Annotated in this window: 12 protein-coding genes; 6 read left to right on the top strand and 6 right to left on the bottom strand. The window is 64.8% G+C overall.

Annotation, left to right across the window (positions count from 1 at the left end; translation table 11 throughout):
• Positions 1 to 108: 108 nt before the first annotated feature.
• The gene (locus AC5Y5O_RS19675; RefSeq protein ID WP_500026874.1) at positions 109 to 4,077 is read left to right on the top strand and encodes a diguanylate cyclase domain-containing protein; all 3,969 of its coding nucleotides are present in this window, start codon (positions 109 to 111) and stop codon (positions 4,075 to 4,077) included.
• Here the strand turns inward: AC5Y5O_RS19675 and AC5Y5O_RS19670 are convergent.
• Genes AC5Y5O_RS19670 through AC5Y5O_RS19660 form a run of 3 tightly spaced genes read right to left on the bottom strand, consistent with a single transcriptional unit; the run spans position 4,074 to position 7,129 of the window.
• Complete coding sequence (locus AC5Y5O_RS19670) at positions 4,074 to 5,117, bottom strand: LLM class flavin-dependent oxidoreductase (RefSeq protein WP_096289628.1); 1,044 nt, start codon at positions 5,115 to 5,117, stop codon at positions 4,074 to 4,076. The genes AC5Y5O_RS19675 and AC5Y5O_RS19670 overlap by 4 nt on opposite strands.
• A gap of 38 nt (positions 5,118 to 5,155) precedes the next feature.
• A complete protein-coding gene (locus AC5Y5O_RS19665) occupies positions 5,156 to 6,286 on the bottom strand; it encodes an FAD-binding protein (protein ID WP_096289629.1) in 1,131 nt (376 codons plus the stop codon).
• A gap of 6 nt (positions 6,287 to 6,292) precedes the next feature.
• Positions 6,293 to 7,129, bottom strand: coding sequence for a uracil-DNA glycosylase (locus tag AC5Y5O_RS19660; RefSeq protein ID WP_500026866.1), 837 nt, complete (start codon positions 7,127 to 7,129; stop codon positions 6,293 to 6,295).
• Positions 7,130 to 7,200: 71 nt separating this feature from the next.
• Between AC5Y5O_RS19660 and tap the strand changes: the two genes are divergently transcribed.
• Both tap and AC5Y5O_RS19650 read left to right on the top strand, forming a co-directional pair.
• Complete coding sequence (tap, locus tag AC5Y5O_RS19655; RefSeq protein WP_096289631.1) at positions 7,201 to 8,448, top strand: multidrug efflux MFS transporter Tap; 1,248 nt, start codon at positions 7,201 to 7,203, stop codon at positions 8,446 to 8,448.
• 33 nt (positions 8,449 to 8,481) lie between these two features.
• Entirely contained in the window at positions 8,482 to 9,837 is a 1,356-nt protein-coding gene (locus tag AC5Y5O_RS19650; RefSeq protein ID WP_096291302.1) for an FAD-binding oxidoreductase, read from the top strand.
• 297 nt (positions 9,838 to 10,134) lie between these two features.
• On the opposite strand, the gene AC5Y5O_RS19645 is transcribed toward AC5Y5O_RS19650, so the two are convergent.
• Entirely contained in the window at positions 10,135 to 10,599 is a 465-nt protein-coding gene (locus AC5Y5O_RS19645) for a helix-turn-helix domain-containing protein (RefSeq protein WP_500026862.1), read from the bottom strand.
• Positions 10,577 to 11,446, bottom strand: a complete 870-nt coding sequence (locus tag AC5Y5O_RS19640) for an ImmA/IrrE family metallo-endopeptidase (RefSeq protein WP_500026860.1) — start codon at positions 11,444 to 11,446, stop codon at positions 10,577 to 10,579. Before AC5Y5O_RS19640 ends, AC5Y5O_RS19645 begins: the two co-directional genes overlap by 23 nt.
• 167 nt (positions 11,447 to 11,613) lie before the next feature.
• On the opposite strand from AC5Y5O_RS19640, the gene AC5Y5O_RS19635 reads away from it, so the two are divergent.
• The 3 genes from AC5Y5O_RS19635 to AC5Y5O_RS19625 are packed head-to-tail and all read left to right on the top strand — an operon-like array spanning position 11,614 to position 13,794.
• Complete coding sequence (locus AC5Y5O_RS19635; RefSeq protein ID WP_500026857.1) at positions 11,614 to 12,267, top strand: multiubiquitin domain-containing protein; 654 nt, start codon at positions 11,614 to 11,616, stop codon at positions 12,265 to 12,267.
• Positions 12,242 to 13,423, top strand: coding sequence for a ThiF family adenylyltransferase (locus AC5Y5O_RS19630; protein WP_500026855.1), 1,182 nt, complete (start codon positions 12,242 to 12,244; stop codon positions 13,421 to 13,423). Before AC5Y5O_RS19635 ends, AC5Y5O_RS19630 begins: the two co-directional genes overlap by 26 nt.
• The gene (locus AC5Y5O_RS19625) at positions 13,423 to 13,794 is read left to right on the top strand and encodes a ubiquitination-like system serine protease family protein (protein WP_500026853.1); all 372 of its coding nucleotides are present in this window, start codon (positions 13,423 to 13,425) and stop codon (positions 13,792 to 13,794) included. The genes AC5Y5O_RS19630 and AC5Y5O_RS19625 overlap by 1 nt, the downstream gene beginning before the upstream one ends.
• Positions 13,795 to 13,852: 58 nt before the next feature.
• On the opposite strand, the gene AC5Y5O_RS19620 is transcribed toward AC5Y5O_RS19625, so the two are convergent.
• The gene (locus AC5Y5O_RS19620; protein WP_500026851.1) at positions 13,853 to 15,658 is read right to left on the bottom strand and encodes an ATP-dependent nuclease; all 1,806 of its coding nucleotides are present in this window, start codon (positions 15,656 to 15,658) and stop codon (positions 13,853 to 13,855) included.
• Positions 15,659 to 15,910 lie beyond the last annotated feature (252 nt).

Here is a 15,910-nt window from a genome sequence, read left to right as displayed (position 1 = left end):
CTAACCTGCACAAAAGCACCAGCTAAGCCAACGGGGACGTTTATTCTGCCCTAGCACTGGTGAAGCCTCCATGCGTTCACCCGGGGGGACTGATCGGCTGGAGCGGCAATGAAGCGCTGGACGGGGATCCCGTGGCAGCGACTCGGGCTGTCCGCGCGCCTCGGGTGGCTCGTCGTCGCGGGATACGGCTGCGCCGGCCTGCTGATCGTCATCGCGGACGTCCGGAACCTGGAAGGCGCCTACGCGACCCGCCCGGTCGACGAGATCGCGCTGGCGGGGAGTCTGCTGTTCGGTTCGGCATGTTGTCTGCGAGCCGCGCGCTTCGCCGACGGGCGTCGAAGACTGGGCTGGCTGGCCATGGTGACGGCCCAGCTGGGCTGGGCGATCGGCGAGCTCATCTGGGCGTTCTACGACGTGCGCTCCCAGCTGGACCACGCATCGCACCCGGCGGCCGCCGAGATCGTGCTGCTGCTGTGGCCATTCGGCGCCATGACGTCCTTGGTGGCGCTGTCCAACGTGTCTCGGCACAGTTCGCGGCGGCTGGTGCTCGACGGCCTGATCCTGGTCACCTCGCTGCTCGTGGTGTCGTGGGTCTTCGTGCTGGAAAAGCAGCTGCGTGACACCACCGGGTCCCGGACCGCGACGGTCGCACAGGTGGTCAACGACGGCATCCTGCTGACGACGGCGATCCTGATGCTGTCCCGGGGCCGCCCCGGTGAGCGACCAAGCCGCAGCCTGGTGGCCGCCGGTATCGCGGTGATCAGCATTGCCGACATCACGATGGTGTTCGACACCGGGATAGGCAGCTATCACGTCAGCGATCTGGGCGACCTGGGCCGAGTGGCCGGACTGTGCATGATCACGCTCGGCGCCTTGGCCAGCGTCAACGAGACCACCCAGGTCTCGGCGTCGCGCAGCGAGGTGTTGTCGCGCACCCTGCTGTGGTTGCCCTACCTGCCGCTGGCGCTGGCCGCGGTCGTCGGATTCGGCGCCATCGTCCGGGCCCAGCACGGGGTGTTGACCGCTCTGCTGGGCATTCTCGTCGGCGCGGTGCTGGTCCGGCAATTCATCGCGCTCACCGAGAACCAGGAGCTGTTGTCGGCGGTCGCGCGGGAGGCGTTTCGGGACAGCCTGACCGGCCTGGCGAATCGGCCGCATTTCCTGCATCGGCTCGAAGACGCCGTCGCGGCTCGAAATGAAGACGGCGCACCGATAGCGGTGCTGTGCCTCGACCTGGACAACTTCAAGGCGGTCAACGACGGCCTTGGGCACCCGGCCGGCGACGAGCTGCTCATCCGGGTAGCCGGACGCCTCACCGCCGCCCTGCACGACAACGGCCTGATCGCCCGCCTCGGCGGTGACGAATTCGCGGTGCTGCTCGAAGGTTCCGTCGAAGAGTCCCAGGCCGCCGCGCAGGACGTGCTCGAGGCGTTCAGCGCCCCGATCGTGATCGACGGCGTGCCCGTCGCGGTGCGACCCAGCATCGGCTTCACCGTGGCCACGGCCGCGTCGACGTGCACCGTCGACCAGCTTCTCCGGCACGCCGACCTGGCCATGTACACCGCGAAACGGGAAGGCGGACACTGCGTCCGCAGTTTTGTGCCCGACATTCCGTTCTCCTATACATTCCCGCGGTCCACCGAGTCGGCGGTCTCGGCGGCCTCGGCGTTGCCGGCCAAACTGGCGGACTGGGTGCCCGTTTCGGCCGCCGTCTCGGGCGCCTCCGGCGCGCCACGCACCGCGGGGGCACACCCGAACACATCGATGCCGGCCGTCGCGGCGGACCCGCCCGAAGGCCCACAATGGGGACCGTTGCCAGTACGAATTGCTATGGCGTTCTTGGCAATTGGCGTGATCACCTTTACCGCGACCAGCCTGGCCGGACTCAATGCCAAAGACACCGCCTTCACCAATATCCTGTACGCGGCGTTGAACCTGTTGGCGGCCATGCTCATTGGAGCACGCGCCTATCGCGTCGCGGCCGATCGACTGGCCTGGTGGCTGATTGCGCTCGGTATGGCAAGCTCGGCCGTCGGCGACTTTGTCTACCTCTTGCGGGTGCCCGACGGGCAGTCGCCCTCGGTGGCCGACGCCGAGTATCTGGCGTTCTACCCATTCGTCTATCTCGGGCTGCTGCTGCTCGTCCGGGCACGCCTGGCCGCCGTACCGATCCCGATCCGCCTCGATCCGCTGGTATGTGGTTTGGCCATGGCCGCACTGGGTGTGGCGCTGCGGGCCGGACCCTTCCACGCGGCGGCGACCCGGACGCCGGACACCGTCTTGGTAGGACTGCTCTACCCGTGGGGAGATCTGGTGCTGGCGGCCCTGGCCGCCGGCATGCTGCCAGTAGTGGGTTGGCGCAACGAATTTCGCTGGCTCTTACTGGTGGCCGGGCTGGTGGGATTTGCGCTCGCCGACACGGTTTATCTCTTCGAGACGGCCGCGGGCTCCTACCGGGTCGGCACCACGCTGGATGCCGCCTGGCCCGCGGCGTCGCTACTGGTGGCCATGGCCAGCTGGGCGCCCGCCGCGTCGGTACCGCCGGCACTCAAGCGAGGATTCGGCTCCTACGCCGTGCCGGTAGCGTGCACGGCAGTCGCACTGAGCGTGATCATCTTGGACGAAAACTCGCGACTGGCAACGGCTTTGGCGGCTTTGAGCCTGGTTACGGCCGCCGTGCGGTTTTCGCTGACGCTGCGCGACGTCAGCATGATGGCCGAAAGTTACAAGCACGCCATGACCGACGAGTTGACGACGTTGCCCAACCGGCGGTCACTGGCCACCGCGCTGACGTCGATGTCCGACTCCCCGTCGGCAGAGCTCGACCCGGCACTCAAGACGCCGTCACGCAAGGCGTTGCTGTTGGTGAAGCTGTACGAGATCGACGAGATCAGCGACTCACTCGGCCGCCATTTCGGTGCCGAGCTGTTGCGCCATATCGCCGACCGGCTTGCCACGACCGTGCGCCGCGAGGATCTTCTGGCGCGGGTGACCGATGACGAATTCGCGATCCTGCTGACCGAGGGATCCGACCTGACCGGCGCCCGGGCCCAGGCGGGCCGCTTGCTCGAATCCCTAAGCGAGCCATTCGCATTGGACGCAATCACGGTGCGAGTCGATGCGCGCATCGCCATCGCGCTGTGCCCGGACCATTGCGAGCATCCGCAGGACCTGCTGAGTCGCGCCGAGGCGGCGATGCCGCACGCCAAATCCGCTCTGGGCAAGATCGCGGTCTACGACTCGGCGTTCGAGTTGCACCGCGACACCGACCCCAACCTCGTCGAGGAATTGCGCGCCGCGCTGTTCGAGGGTGAGGAGCCGACGCTGTATTACCAGCCCAAGATCAACACCAGCGACGGAAGCGTGCACAGCGTCGAGGCACTGCTGCGGTGGGACCACCCGACCCGCGAGGTGCTGCTGCCCGAAGAATTCCTGCCCGCCGCCGAACGAGCCGGGCTGATGCGCAAGATCGCTGATCGCACACTCAAACTCGCTCTCTCACAGATCCAGTACTGGCGCGAAAAGGGTGTCACATCGTCGGTCGCGGTGAACCTGGCGACGACCAACCTGCTCGACCTCGAGCTGGTCGGCTCGATCGAAAGGCTGCTGTGGGCACGCGGTTTGCCCGCCGACGCCCTGATCGTCGAGATCACCGAAAGCGCCCTGGTCGACTCGGCGCGGTCGCGTAACACCGTAGCCGAGTTGCAGCGCCTGGGGGTGCGCGTCTCGCTGGACGACTACGGCACCGGCTGGTCGTCGTTGGCGCGCTTGCAGGATGTCTCGGTCGACGAATTGAAGCTCGACCGCATTTTCGTGGCGCGGCTGGCCCAAGACGCGCGCTCGGTCGCCATCGTGCGGTCGACGGTGGCGCTGGCGGACAGCCTGGGCGCGGACCTGGTGGCCGAGGGAGTCGAAGATGAGGTCACGCTGAGCGCCCTGCAGCGATTCGGCTGCACGATCACCCAGGGGTTCGTACACACCCCGCCGTTGCCGCCGGCCGAGCTCGAGGAATGGATCAGTCACAATGTGCCCCAACAGAATCCGAGAACGTCGGAGCAGGCCGGGGTAGCCGACTAGAACAGCTCCTTGGCCAACAGCTCCAGCGTTGCCACCCGGCCCGGCGCGGTGGCCGGGTCGGTGCCGCGATGAGCCGACGCGACGGGGTTCACCATCACCTCGTCGACCCCGAACTGCCCGGCCAGCGCTCGCACCTGCTCGGCGGCCTGGGCCGGAGTGCCGAGGACGGCACGCGCCAACCCGCTGTCCACGATGTGCTGCTGAGCCGGCGTCAGTTCGGCCACCTCGGCCTCCTCGACCAGCGGGACCGGGCCCAGCGGCTGTCCGGTCCGCAGCCGAGCCATCATCTGCAAGTTGGGCAACATCAATGCCGTTGCCTCTTCCCGTGTTTCGGCTACGGCGGCGTTCACCGTCAAGAACGTCACGGGCTCGGCGGTCAGTGCGCTGGGCTCAAATCGCGTGCGGTAGATTTCGAGCGCCTCTTCGGTTCCGTTGCCGGAGAAGTGATGTGCGAACACATACGGCAGCCCCTTGGCCGCCGCCAAACGCGCCGAGTACATCGACGAGCCCAACAGCCACAACCGCGGTTCGCTCGCCGCGGCCGGCGTGGCCTTGAGCCGGTAGTCGCCGGAGCGCAACGGAAGCAGCACGCCGCGCGCACTCATCAACGCCGCGACGTCGTCGAGGTATTCGGGAAAGTTCTCGATGTCGCGATCTTGCTCGGCTGCTGAGCGGGCACCGCGCAACGCGTACGACGTGACCGGGTCGGAGCCGGGCGCCCGTCCGATGCCCAGGTCGATTCGGCCCGGCGCCGCGGCTTCCAGCAGGGCGAACTGCTCGGCGACGGCCAGCGGCGCGTGGTTGGGCAGCATGACTCCGCCGGATCCCAGCCGCACCCGCGAGGTCTGGGCGGCCAGGTAGGCCAGCAGCACCGGCGGGCTGGTCGCGCCGACCGAGGGCATGTTGTGGTGCTCGGCGACCCAGTAGCGGGTGTAGCCCAGCCGGTCGGCGCTCTGCGCCAGCTGCACGGTAGCGGCCAGCGCGTCACCGGTCGACTGGTCGGTGCGTACCGGGACGAGATCGAGGACGGAAAGGCGCACGATGGCCTCAACGCATTCGGCGCGGGGTTCGTTCCCGGCTAGTAGTTGCTCGGCGTAATCGAATTCACGACGGCCTCGAACTGCTCCTGCGAGATCGGGGCCCCGCCGGGAATGTTGTCGGTGGCCAGGAACTGGGTGCGCTCGGTATAGCCGTGAAAGCGCTTGAAGTAGTTGGTGAAGCCGACCCCGTGGTCGACCCAGTCGCCCTGGCTGACCCGCTTGAGCTCGCCGGCCAGGATGTAGGCGCCCAGCAGCGCGACACTGGTCCCCTGGCCCGACAGCGGCGAGCAGCAGTACGCCGCGTCGCCGACCAGCGCCACCCGGCCGATCGACCAGTGATCCATCACGATCTGCGCCATCTCGTCGAAGTAGAAGTCCGGTGCGTCGCGCATGTACTTCAGCAGTTGTGGGCGTACCCAGCCGTCGCCGGCCATCCGCTGCTCGACCTCGGCGAATTGGGCTTCGATGTCGCGGTAGTCCAGCCGCAGTTCGGTGTCCATGAAGCCCAGCATGGCGCGCGCCTCGGTGTTGTTGCGGGCGCTGTAGACCCCGGCCATCGTGGTGTCGCCGTAGTGCCACATCTGCCAGAAGTCCAGATTCAGGAAATTGGGCACGGTGAAGATCGCGGCGTGCGTGCCCAGCCGCTTGATGAATCGTTCCTCGGGACCGAAAACCAGTCGGCGCACATTGGAATGCAGACCGTCGGCGCCGATCACCAGGTCGAAGCTGCGCGCGGGTGCACGTTCGAACGTCACATCGACGGCCAGGCCGCGGTTCTGCAGACCGGTGATGCTGTCGTCGAAGAGGTACTCGGTCGCGGGCTGCGTTGCCTCGTAAAGCAACTCGACCAAATCGTCGCGCAGCAGCTCGATGTCCGGGTTGTCGATGGGGCCACCGGTCGGCGTCGATTCGGTGTCGCGGGAGAGCTCGTTGCCGTCGCGGTCGACGACCGAGGAGCCGCGAATGCCCGTCTTGCGATCGGCGGCGGCGGCCAGCAGACCCATGCGGTCCAGCACCGTCAGCGCCGGACCGCGCACATCGATGGCCTGTCCGCCCGGGCGCAGGCCTGGGTGGCTCTCCACAACGGTCACCGAATAGCCATGCCGCCCAAGCCAATACGCCAACGTTGTACCGGCGACGCTGGCCCCGGAAATCAGTACTTTAACCATAGAAGGTCACTTAATCCCTGCCAGCTTCTTGGCTTCAATGAAGATATCGTCAAGCATTGCCGGAGTCAGCCTACCGGTGAACATGTTTTGCTGGCTGGGGTGGTAGCAACCCAGCAAACGCACGCCCGACGGTAACTCGGCGACGGCACCGTGGCCGAAGCGCGGCTTGGGCGTTGCTCGCATCGCGGTGACACCCGGCAGCCGCAGCGCGATCTGCCAGCCGAACCCGCCAAGGGCGACGATGGTGCGCACGTGCTCAGCCACCAACCGCCATTCGGCTTCCAGCCAGGGCCAACACGTGTCACGCTCGGCCGGGGTCGGGGCGTTGGCCGGCGGCGCGCATCGCACCGGGGCGGAAATGCGAACCTGCTTGGTGTGCAACCCATCTGCGGCGTCCACGCTGGTCGGCTGGTTCACCAGCCCGGCCCGATACAGGGCGGCGTACAGCTGGTCGCCGGAGCGGTCGCCGGTGAACATCCGCCCGGTTCGGTTGGCGCCGTGCGCGGCCGGCGCCAGCCCGACGATGAAGATTCGCGGCCGTAGCGATCCCCATCCCGGCACCGGCCGGCCCCAATACGGCTGGTCGGCGAACGCACGCCGTTTGGCCACGGCGACCTCCTCCCGCCAGGCGACCAGACGCGGGCAGGCGCGACAGACGCTGACCACGGCGTCCAGTTCCGGCACCGAGCCGGCCGCGCCGGCCAGCGCCTGGACCTGTGCCGCGTCGGCGGCCTTCGGGGTCCCCGGTTCGGCCGGATCGCCGGGCCATCCGGTGCCGGGCAGCACCGGCGAATCGAAGGCCAATCCGGTATTCGGATGAACAAGCACATGAACATCCTGCATTCAGCCGACAGGAGCACGAAATTCGGTGGCTGCCGCGATCGCTTTGGGGTTAGATTCTCCCGGCGATATTTATGACACATTCCAGCCGAGGTCCGGCACTTCTGATCCTGTTCGCCACGCTGGTGGCGACCGCGGGTACCGGCATTTCGCTGGTCGCTTTCCCCTGGCTGGCGCTGCAGCACCGGGAGAGCGCAGGCGACGCGTCGATCGTGGCAGCGGCGATGACGGTGCCGCTGGTGCTCTCCACGCTGGTCGCCGGGACCGCGGTCGACTTTTTCGGGCGCCGGCGCATTTCGCTGGTCTCCGATTGGTTGTCCGGCATGGCGGTGGCCTCGGTTCCGGTGATCGCCTGGCTATTCGGGGCGAATGCGCTCAATGTCGCCGAGCTGGCCGTATTGGCATTTCTTTCGGCCGGATTCGACCCCGCCGGGACAACGGCGCGCCAGTCGATGCTGCCCGAGGCCGCCGCGCGGGCCAACTGGTCGCTGGACCGCACCAACAGCGTGTACGAGGCGATTCTCAATCTGGCTTACATCGTGGGTCCGGGTATCGGCGGTTTGATGATCGCCACGGTCGGCGGCGTCAACACGATGTGGATCACCGCGGGCTGTTTTGGGTTGTCGTTCATCGCAATTGGGGTGCTGCGGCTCGAGGGCATCGGCAAGCCGCATCACGCCACCCGGCCCGACGGGTTGGTGTCCGGCGTCGCCGAGGGTTTGCGTTTCGTCTGGAACATGCGCGTGCTACGCACGCTCGCGTTGGTCGATCTGGTTGTCACGGCGCTGTATCTGCCGATGGAAAGCGTGCTGTTTCCCAAGTACTTCAGCGATCGTCACGAACCCGCGGAGTTGGGCTGGGCGCTGATGGCGCTCGGGGCCGGCGGCGTGGCGGGTGCCCTCGGTTATGCCGTGCTGTCGAAGTATCTGCGGCGGCGCACGGCCGTGCTGACCGCGACGCTGACGTTCGGTGCCGCGTCGGTCGGGATCGCGTTCCTGCCGCCGCTGCCGGTGATCCTGGTGCTGTGCGCGCTGACCGGCTTGGTATACGGGCCGATCCAGCCGATCTACAACTACGTGATGCAGACCCGGGCTCCGCACCATCTGCGCGGCCGGGTGGTCGGGGTGATGACGGGGCTGACCTTCGCCGCGGGCCCGCTGGGCTTATTGGTAGCCGGTCCGCTGGCCGACGCCGCCGGGCTGCGGGTCACGTTCCTGGCGTTGGCGGTGCCCATCATCGTGGTCGGCCTGATCGCCTGCGCGCTGCCGTCGCTGCGCGAACTCGATCGCGCGCCGGAGTTTGCTGAGGATTCCGCGCCGTAAAATCGGCACGTGAGCACCACAGTCAATGAAGACATGCTGGCCGGCCTGATCGCCGATCTACCGGACGGGATGGTGGTCACCGACCCGACCATTACCGACGGCTATCGCCACGACCGCGCCTTCGATCCGGCGGCCGGCACGCCGCTGGCCGTGGTGCGGGTGCGCTGCACCGAAGACGTGCAGAAAGTGTTGCGCTGGGCCACCGCCCACCGGGTGCCCGTCGTGCCGCGCGGGGCCGGCACCGGCTTGTCGGGCGGGGCGACGGCGCTGGCCAACGGGATCGTGCTGTCGACCGAGAAGATGCGCGACATCACCATCGACCCGGTCACCCGGACCGCGGTATGCCAGCCCGGGCTGCTCAACGCCGAGGTGAAGAAGGCCGTCGCCGAGCACGGCCTGTGGTATCCGCCGGACCCGTCGTCGTATGAAATCTGCAGCATCGGCGGCAATATCGCCACCAACGCCGGCGGCCTGTGCTGCGTGAAATACGGCGTCACCACCGACTACGTGCTGGGGATGCAGGTGGTGCTGGCCGACGGCACCGCGGTGCGGCTGGGTGGTCCGCGGTTGAAGGACGTCGCGGGGCTGTCGCTGACCAAGCTGTTCGTCGGCAGTGAAGGCACGCTGGGCGTCGTCACGGAGGTGACGCTGCGGCTGCTGCCCGCGCAGAACACGTCGAGCGTCGTGGTGGCCAGCTTCGCCTCGGTGGAGTCGGCCGTCGACGCGGTGCTGGGCGTCACGTCGCGGCTGCGGCCCGCAATGCTGGAGTTCATGGATTCGGCGGCGATCAACGCCGTCGAGGACATCTTGCGCATGGACCTGGACCGTGGGGCCGCCGCGATGTTGGTGGCCGGCTCCGATGAGCGCGGCCGCGCCAGCGGCCAGGACGCCGAACTGATCGCCTCGATATTCGCCGAGAACAAGGCAACGGACGTTTTCACTACCGACGATCCGGCCGAGGGCGAGGCGTTTGTGGCCGCGCGCCGGTTCTGTATCCCCGCCGTCGAGGCCAAGGGTTCGCTGCTGCTCGAAGACGTCGGGGTGCCGCTTCCCGCGCTGGGGAAGCTGGTGACCGGGATTGCCCACATCGCCGCGCAGCGCGACCTGATGATCTCGGTGATCGCCCACGCCGGCGACGGCAACACCCACCCGCTGATCGTGTTCGACCCCGCCGACGCCGCGATGGCCGCGCGCGCCCAGCTCGCGTTCGGCGAAATCATGGACCTGGCAGTCGGATTGGGTGGCACCATCACCGGCGAGCACGGGGTGGGCCGGCTGAAGCGGCCCTGGCTGGACGGCTACCTCGGACCCGAGGTGATGGCGCTCAACCAGCGCATCAAGCAGGCCCTGGACCCGCTGGGCATCCTCAACCCCGGCGCGGCGATCTAGTTCTGCCGGTCGGCGTGCTCGTTGAGTGTGCGTCCTGGGCGGTGAGTGTGCGCTCCCCTGTCATGCGACTCACTCGTGAACTGGCGCGATCTGGGATGTACCGAACTTTGTCATGGGGAATCCGTCTCAAAGACTTGTCATTTTTGCCGACATCCGGTTGGTCGGCAGCGAACCGCAGCTTCGGCACTACCAGGCCGGAAGTGACAGCGCCGTTTCGTCAGAGTTGTTAATTGCCAACATCTTTGGAGAGACCCCAGAGTCACGCAACCTAGGCGCGATCTCGACAACCATCAGGCGTTACTCGCCCGCGTTGTCGATAGCTTCGCTCGTACTAATTGCGTTGTAGATGTACTCCCACCGCGCAGCTGTGCGGGGTGGTTCGCCACGAAATCTGATGGCTTTGAGCATCTCAAGATCCGCAGCGGGCAGCCCACGGCGATCAGCGAACTCCCGCAAGCCTTCTGGCGTCGGCCGATCGGGCGTTTCGATCAATAACCGGCGCCCAAGTAGATCGGACATCGTCACGCCAAGCTCTCGAGCGATTGCGTACAGCGTCTTAGCTGACGGTCTTCGAGTTGGTTGGCCCAAGCGGTCACTGTTTTCCAGCGCAGATAGATAGCCCTTGCTCATTCCCGCGCGCTCAGCGAGTTGACTTAGGCTGATGCCCTTGTCAGTGCGGAAGCGCCGGATTCTCTCGCCGATGCCATCGGCGCCGGCTGCATTTGCGTGGCCCTCGGCGTCACCGACCAAGGTGTGTTCCATTCCTGCTTACTTGGGTGATGAGTGCTCGCACTTCCATCTGGGCGTTCCCATCGTTGTCAAAATAGTCGAAGCGCCGTGCATTGACGTGCACCCACCCAAGGGGACTTCTTGTCAACTCGTCGAAGTAAAGCGTCTCATCAACGACCTCACCCCGCTGCGCGCGGTCAAAAACTCCTCCTTCACGTGCGGACTTATGCTCGGGGACATAGTTCCATCCGGCACCGCCGAAGCAGGATCGGACGCGGAGCTTTGGCACACCAAGCGGATCTCGCGGTTTAGTCGCCACCGCAAGCCTCACCAACATCGTCTTCGCCGGGTTCAGAGAACAGACTCTGGCCGCGGTGGCAATTCGGCTCGCGTCGTATCGCTCGGCCAGGTCATACACCAAATCCCAAGTGACCTTCTTGCCCGCCAAGTCATCGAGAAACTCGGTTCTTGGGAACAACATCTCCGCAGCGCCCCGATCGCACAGGGCCTCTAAGCGCGTATCAGAAACGACACCCAAAGTGGGGTCGCCGGGATCACAGCGATACGCACGTTCCTCCACATAAAAGCCCTTCATGTATGTGTGTAGCACCTCATGAAAGACGGTGAACCGCCGCCGCCCGGGAGAGTCGCTTCGCCGCACGCTTATCACTAAGCCCGAATCCCCAGGCGCGATGTAGCCAGCCCATGGTTGGTCAGCCTCCTTGATGTCGGAGATACCGCGATACGAAGCCACGATGCGGTGATCGACCGGAACGGCGAGCTCAAGGTCGCGCAGGGTGTCTTGCACCATTGCGACTACGACCGCGTCGTCGGACATCGCTGACGACACAGCGCGCACCTGCTCAAAGTCAGACAGCATGGCCTCTCCGTTCTCGCTACACCATAGCGCGTTCGCTTAAGAGAACGGCGCGTGTTAGGGTGTTCCCGAAAGGGAACGGTTATCTGATTAAAACGAACAGGCCCACAGGTAACCATCTGAACCCGACCAGCTAGCGGCACAAACCGCACGCGAAAAGGGGAACACAAATGAACGCTACTTCGAAGATCACCATCTGGATCGATGGGAATCCGCATGAAATCCGACCTGGCCGTCACAGTGGCGCCGATCTGCGCGCGATCTTATCGCCACCAGCTGTGGACCTGTGGCTCGATGTTGACGACGCGCAGGATGAAGCCATCGCCCTTGACGCAGTTATAGCGGTGACGGCAAACATGCGGTTCTTTACCAGCAAGCTCATCACTATTTACCTGGACGGCGCGGCCTACCGCGTACCAGCCGGGGTCATCACCGAGAAGGAGTTGCGGGCACTCCCGAAAACTCCCGTCAGTGAAGACTTCACGCTATTCGAGGACATCACCGACGCGCTCGATCGCCGCTTGGCCGACAATGAGATCGTCGAAATCCACGACGGCTCAAGGTTCATCGCGGTTGCGCGGCACCACCACGACGACATCTCCATCATCGTTAACGGCACCCCTCGGACAGTGCGCAAAGGGCTGATCTCGTTCGAGACGCTAGTGGAGATGGAGTTTCCAACTCCGGTCGGCCCCAACCCCGACTACACCGTCACCTACCGAGCAGGTGACCCCCGACACCCCGAAGGAACGCTGGTCGAAGGCCAGTCCATCAAAGTACGAGAAGGGATGATCTTCGTTGTCACAGGCACTGATCGGTCGTAGTCCCGACCTCTCAAAACTCCGCGCCGACGGTTATGACATCACCACTCGGGGCCCGTTCCTAGTGGTCCGAGACGTCCCATACCTCAACGGTGCCAAGGACATCGTCCGCGGCACCCTCGTCAAGGCGTTGACGCTCAGCGGTGATGTCGCCGATTACCAAGGCGACCACACGATCTTCCTCGCCGGCCCCGCCCCGCACGACGCGGCCGGCAGCCCGCTGGCCAGCGTGATCAACTCAAGCACTCGACAACAGCCACTGCCTGATGTCGTCGTCGACCACACCTTGTCGAAGAAGCCACCCAGGGGCTACGCGGACTACTACGAGCTGGTGACCACCTACGTCGCCCTCCTATCAAAGCACGTCGCCGCCGTAGACGAATCAGCCACTGCCCGTACGTATCCTGCCGTTACACCAGATAAGGAGGACAACAGCCCATTCATTTACCTCGACACAGCGTCTGGACGCGCGGGTATTGCTGCAGTCAACGACAAGGTCTTCGGGCAGCGAATTGCGATTGTCGGACTAGGCGGGACCGGGGCCTACATTCTCGACCTTATCACGAAGTCGCCGATCGCCGAGATTCACCTATTCGACGGTGATGTCTTGATGCAGCACAACGCGTTTCGTTACCCGGGAGCGATCCCCTTGGAGGTTGTTGCCGCGAAGCCTCATAAGGCAACCTACTTCGCCGAACGCTACGCCGCCTTCCGCCATGGCGTGATCGCGCATCCGATCTATCTCAGCGACGAAACGGTAGGCGACCTGAAGGGATTCGATTTTGTGTTCCTCGCGATTGACGACAACCCAAGTCGCGCAACGATCACCGCCTATCTCGACGCCATCAACACCAGCTACATCGACGTCGGAATGGGGCTGTTCGTTGCAAACGACACAATCGGCGGGCAGCTCCGTATCAGCAGCATCTTGCCCTCCTACCGAGAACGATTCGGCGACGACCGCAAGCGGCTGCCGACCCGAGCACGCGGAGAGGACATCTACGACCAGAACGTCCAGATCGTCGACCTCAATGCGCTAAATGCGTGCTTGGCCGTTGGACGCTGGAAACGATACGCGGGCATCTACGCGGATCTGAGCCATGAGCACCATACCGTGTACACCGTCGACGGCAACACCACGATCAACGAAGATCGCTGATGCCACCCGTCGAGCGCTTCGCGCACCAGTTCGTCGAGTTCATACCCTCAAATCCCGACGAAGGCGTCATCTACGTCTCACTGGAGTACCGAACCATCGTTCACCTCTGCGCATGCGGCTGCGGCACCAAGGTTGTCTGCAACCTGTCGCCCACAGCGTCTGCGATGACGTTCGACGGAGAGAGCATCACTATCAACCCCTCGATCGGTAACTGGAGCTTCCACTGTCGATCGCACTACTTCATTCGGCAGGGATTTGTTGCCTGGATACCAGCGAACACAGACCAACGAACTGGCGACGAAGACTTCTCAGCTGCGACCAAAGCTTCATGGCTTCAACGCTTTCGGCGGTGGTTGCACCTGCACAATTGACGTCGCACACGCCCCGTGACGATCTGTTCGCTTACCAGCGCGGATGCGCCACGGTGACTCAGAGCGGCGATCGCTCGCGCTCCGAGACGATCGTTCGGAGCCACACTTCCAGCGGGCGGATGGCGCGGGGCAGGCCCGAGCGCGAGCTCAGGTGCTCCCTCAGCAACGCCGACGGGAGATGCGGCTTCACCTTGCCGGACTTTCTGTTCGTGGAGTTCCAGCCCTTGGAGCCGAGCCACGAGGCCATCTCCTCCTTACCCGCGGCTCCTTCCGCGTACCTCGCCGCGGTGGCCCTGTCGAGCTGCCTCTCGCCGTCTGGACCGAGCTTCTCGGCGAGGCGTTTCTGCCCGATGGTGTCGAGTAAGAGACCCTCGAGGTCGGATGCCAGCACGAATGCGTCCCACGCGGCCAGCTTGGTGTTTATCTCGGCCTGTTGTTCCAGCGCCGCCGTCAACGTGGACACATTATTGTCTGCCAGACCGCGCAGCTGCGACAGGTCGTCCTGCGACGGCCGAGGATCCCCCGCCTTCAAAATTTCCAGCAGCTTGCGCTTGCCGTTCTCGCCAGCCTTATGCACCCCGTCCTTATCGGTGATGATGTACGCCCGCACCCCAAAAAGCTGGGCGAGTCGGACTAGATGGGGGATGTTGTCGATACTCGACGCCTCGATCACGGTAATGCCCATTGCGTAGTGTCCGCCGGCCCCTCCCGTGATCCTCTCGAGCAGGTAGTCAATTAGCAGCTTGTCGCCGTGCCCCTCGACGAGGATCACCGCGTTCGCGAACACCAACTCGCTGTTGGTCGCGTCGCAGTACCTCGACAGTCGCCCCTCCTCTGCCTCCGACAGCTCCTGGCGCCTTGCCTCATAATTCATCCCGGACGGACTCAAGGGCAGTCGGACGATACGGCGGACGGAGAAGGAATCCACCAGTACCGGACTGTGAGTCGTCACAAGGAGCTGCGCGTCGCTGGAGATGTCCCGCAGGATCTTCGCCATCGCCCGCTGCGTCTGCGGATGGAGGAACGCCTCGGGCTCCTCGATTACGAACACCACCCTGCCGGCCGTCTGGTTGCTACGCGACGAGACGTATCGGAGGATACCCAGCACCATCGCGGACTGGAACCCCGTTCCGCGCTCGGCGATGGAGACCTCGATCTCGTCCCTGCTTGTGATGACGGCTTCCTTGAGCATGCCGCGCAGCGCATGCCGAGAGTCCGGCAGCTTGATGCCCAAATCCCGCTCTCGGAACGGCAGTTCTGAGGCGACCGCCTCCATCGAGTCACTCAGCACCCTGTGCACGAGTTCCTCGAACGGAGCGATCACGTCTTCAAACTCCTTCTGCAGCTGCGTCTTCCGGGAACCGCCCGAGCGCACCAGGACGCCTTCAAGGGTCTCGTGCAAACGGAGTAGCGACTGGTCGTTCTCGCCCTGGCCTGTCTCGCTCACACGCACAGACGGGATCTTGACGAAGCTAAAGGACTCCAGCACCCGTTCGTAGATGTCGCGGGCACGCGGTGACTTGCGGCTCGCGTGGTAGCTGATCGTCCCGCCCCGGGTACAGGAGATCTTGACCCAGAAGGTTCCGTTTCTCACGACCGCGTCCGAGAAGAACTCCGCCTCGCCCTCGGTGAGGCCGCCGAACTGCACCTGAATGCTCGACATCATGCGCGGGCCGCCGTGAACGTAGTAATCATGCAGGGGCTTCAACCGCTGGAGATCAGCACTCGACGGATCCGCAAAAAACGTTTCAAGTACACGGAGGAGCGAGGACTTACCGGCGTTGTTCGGACCCGCGATGAGCTGCAGCTCGGAGTCGACCTCGACGCTCAGCTGCTCGAACCCCAGAAGTCGCTCGACGTCCACACGATCTATATGCACGTCGCTCAACCTAATTGCGGAGCACGGCGGGAGAGGCGTCTTGCATTAATCCGTTCCACCCGATGGACCGGGCCAGCTTCGCTGCTGCGCCGGGCAGTCACTCAATTGGTACTGATTACACCGATGACCCCCAACCGCAGACCCCGCCAACGTTGGAGTTGTCCAAACGCTCTCGATTTGGACACGGTGGACAAACCATCTGGGACTAGGACAAACCTGCTGCGATCCCACACAGCG

Source organism: Mycobacterium sp. NGS40 (genome assembly GCF_059812735.1).
This window is presented reverse-complemented; position numbering and strand designations above follow the sequence as displayed.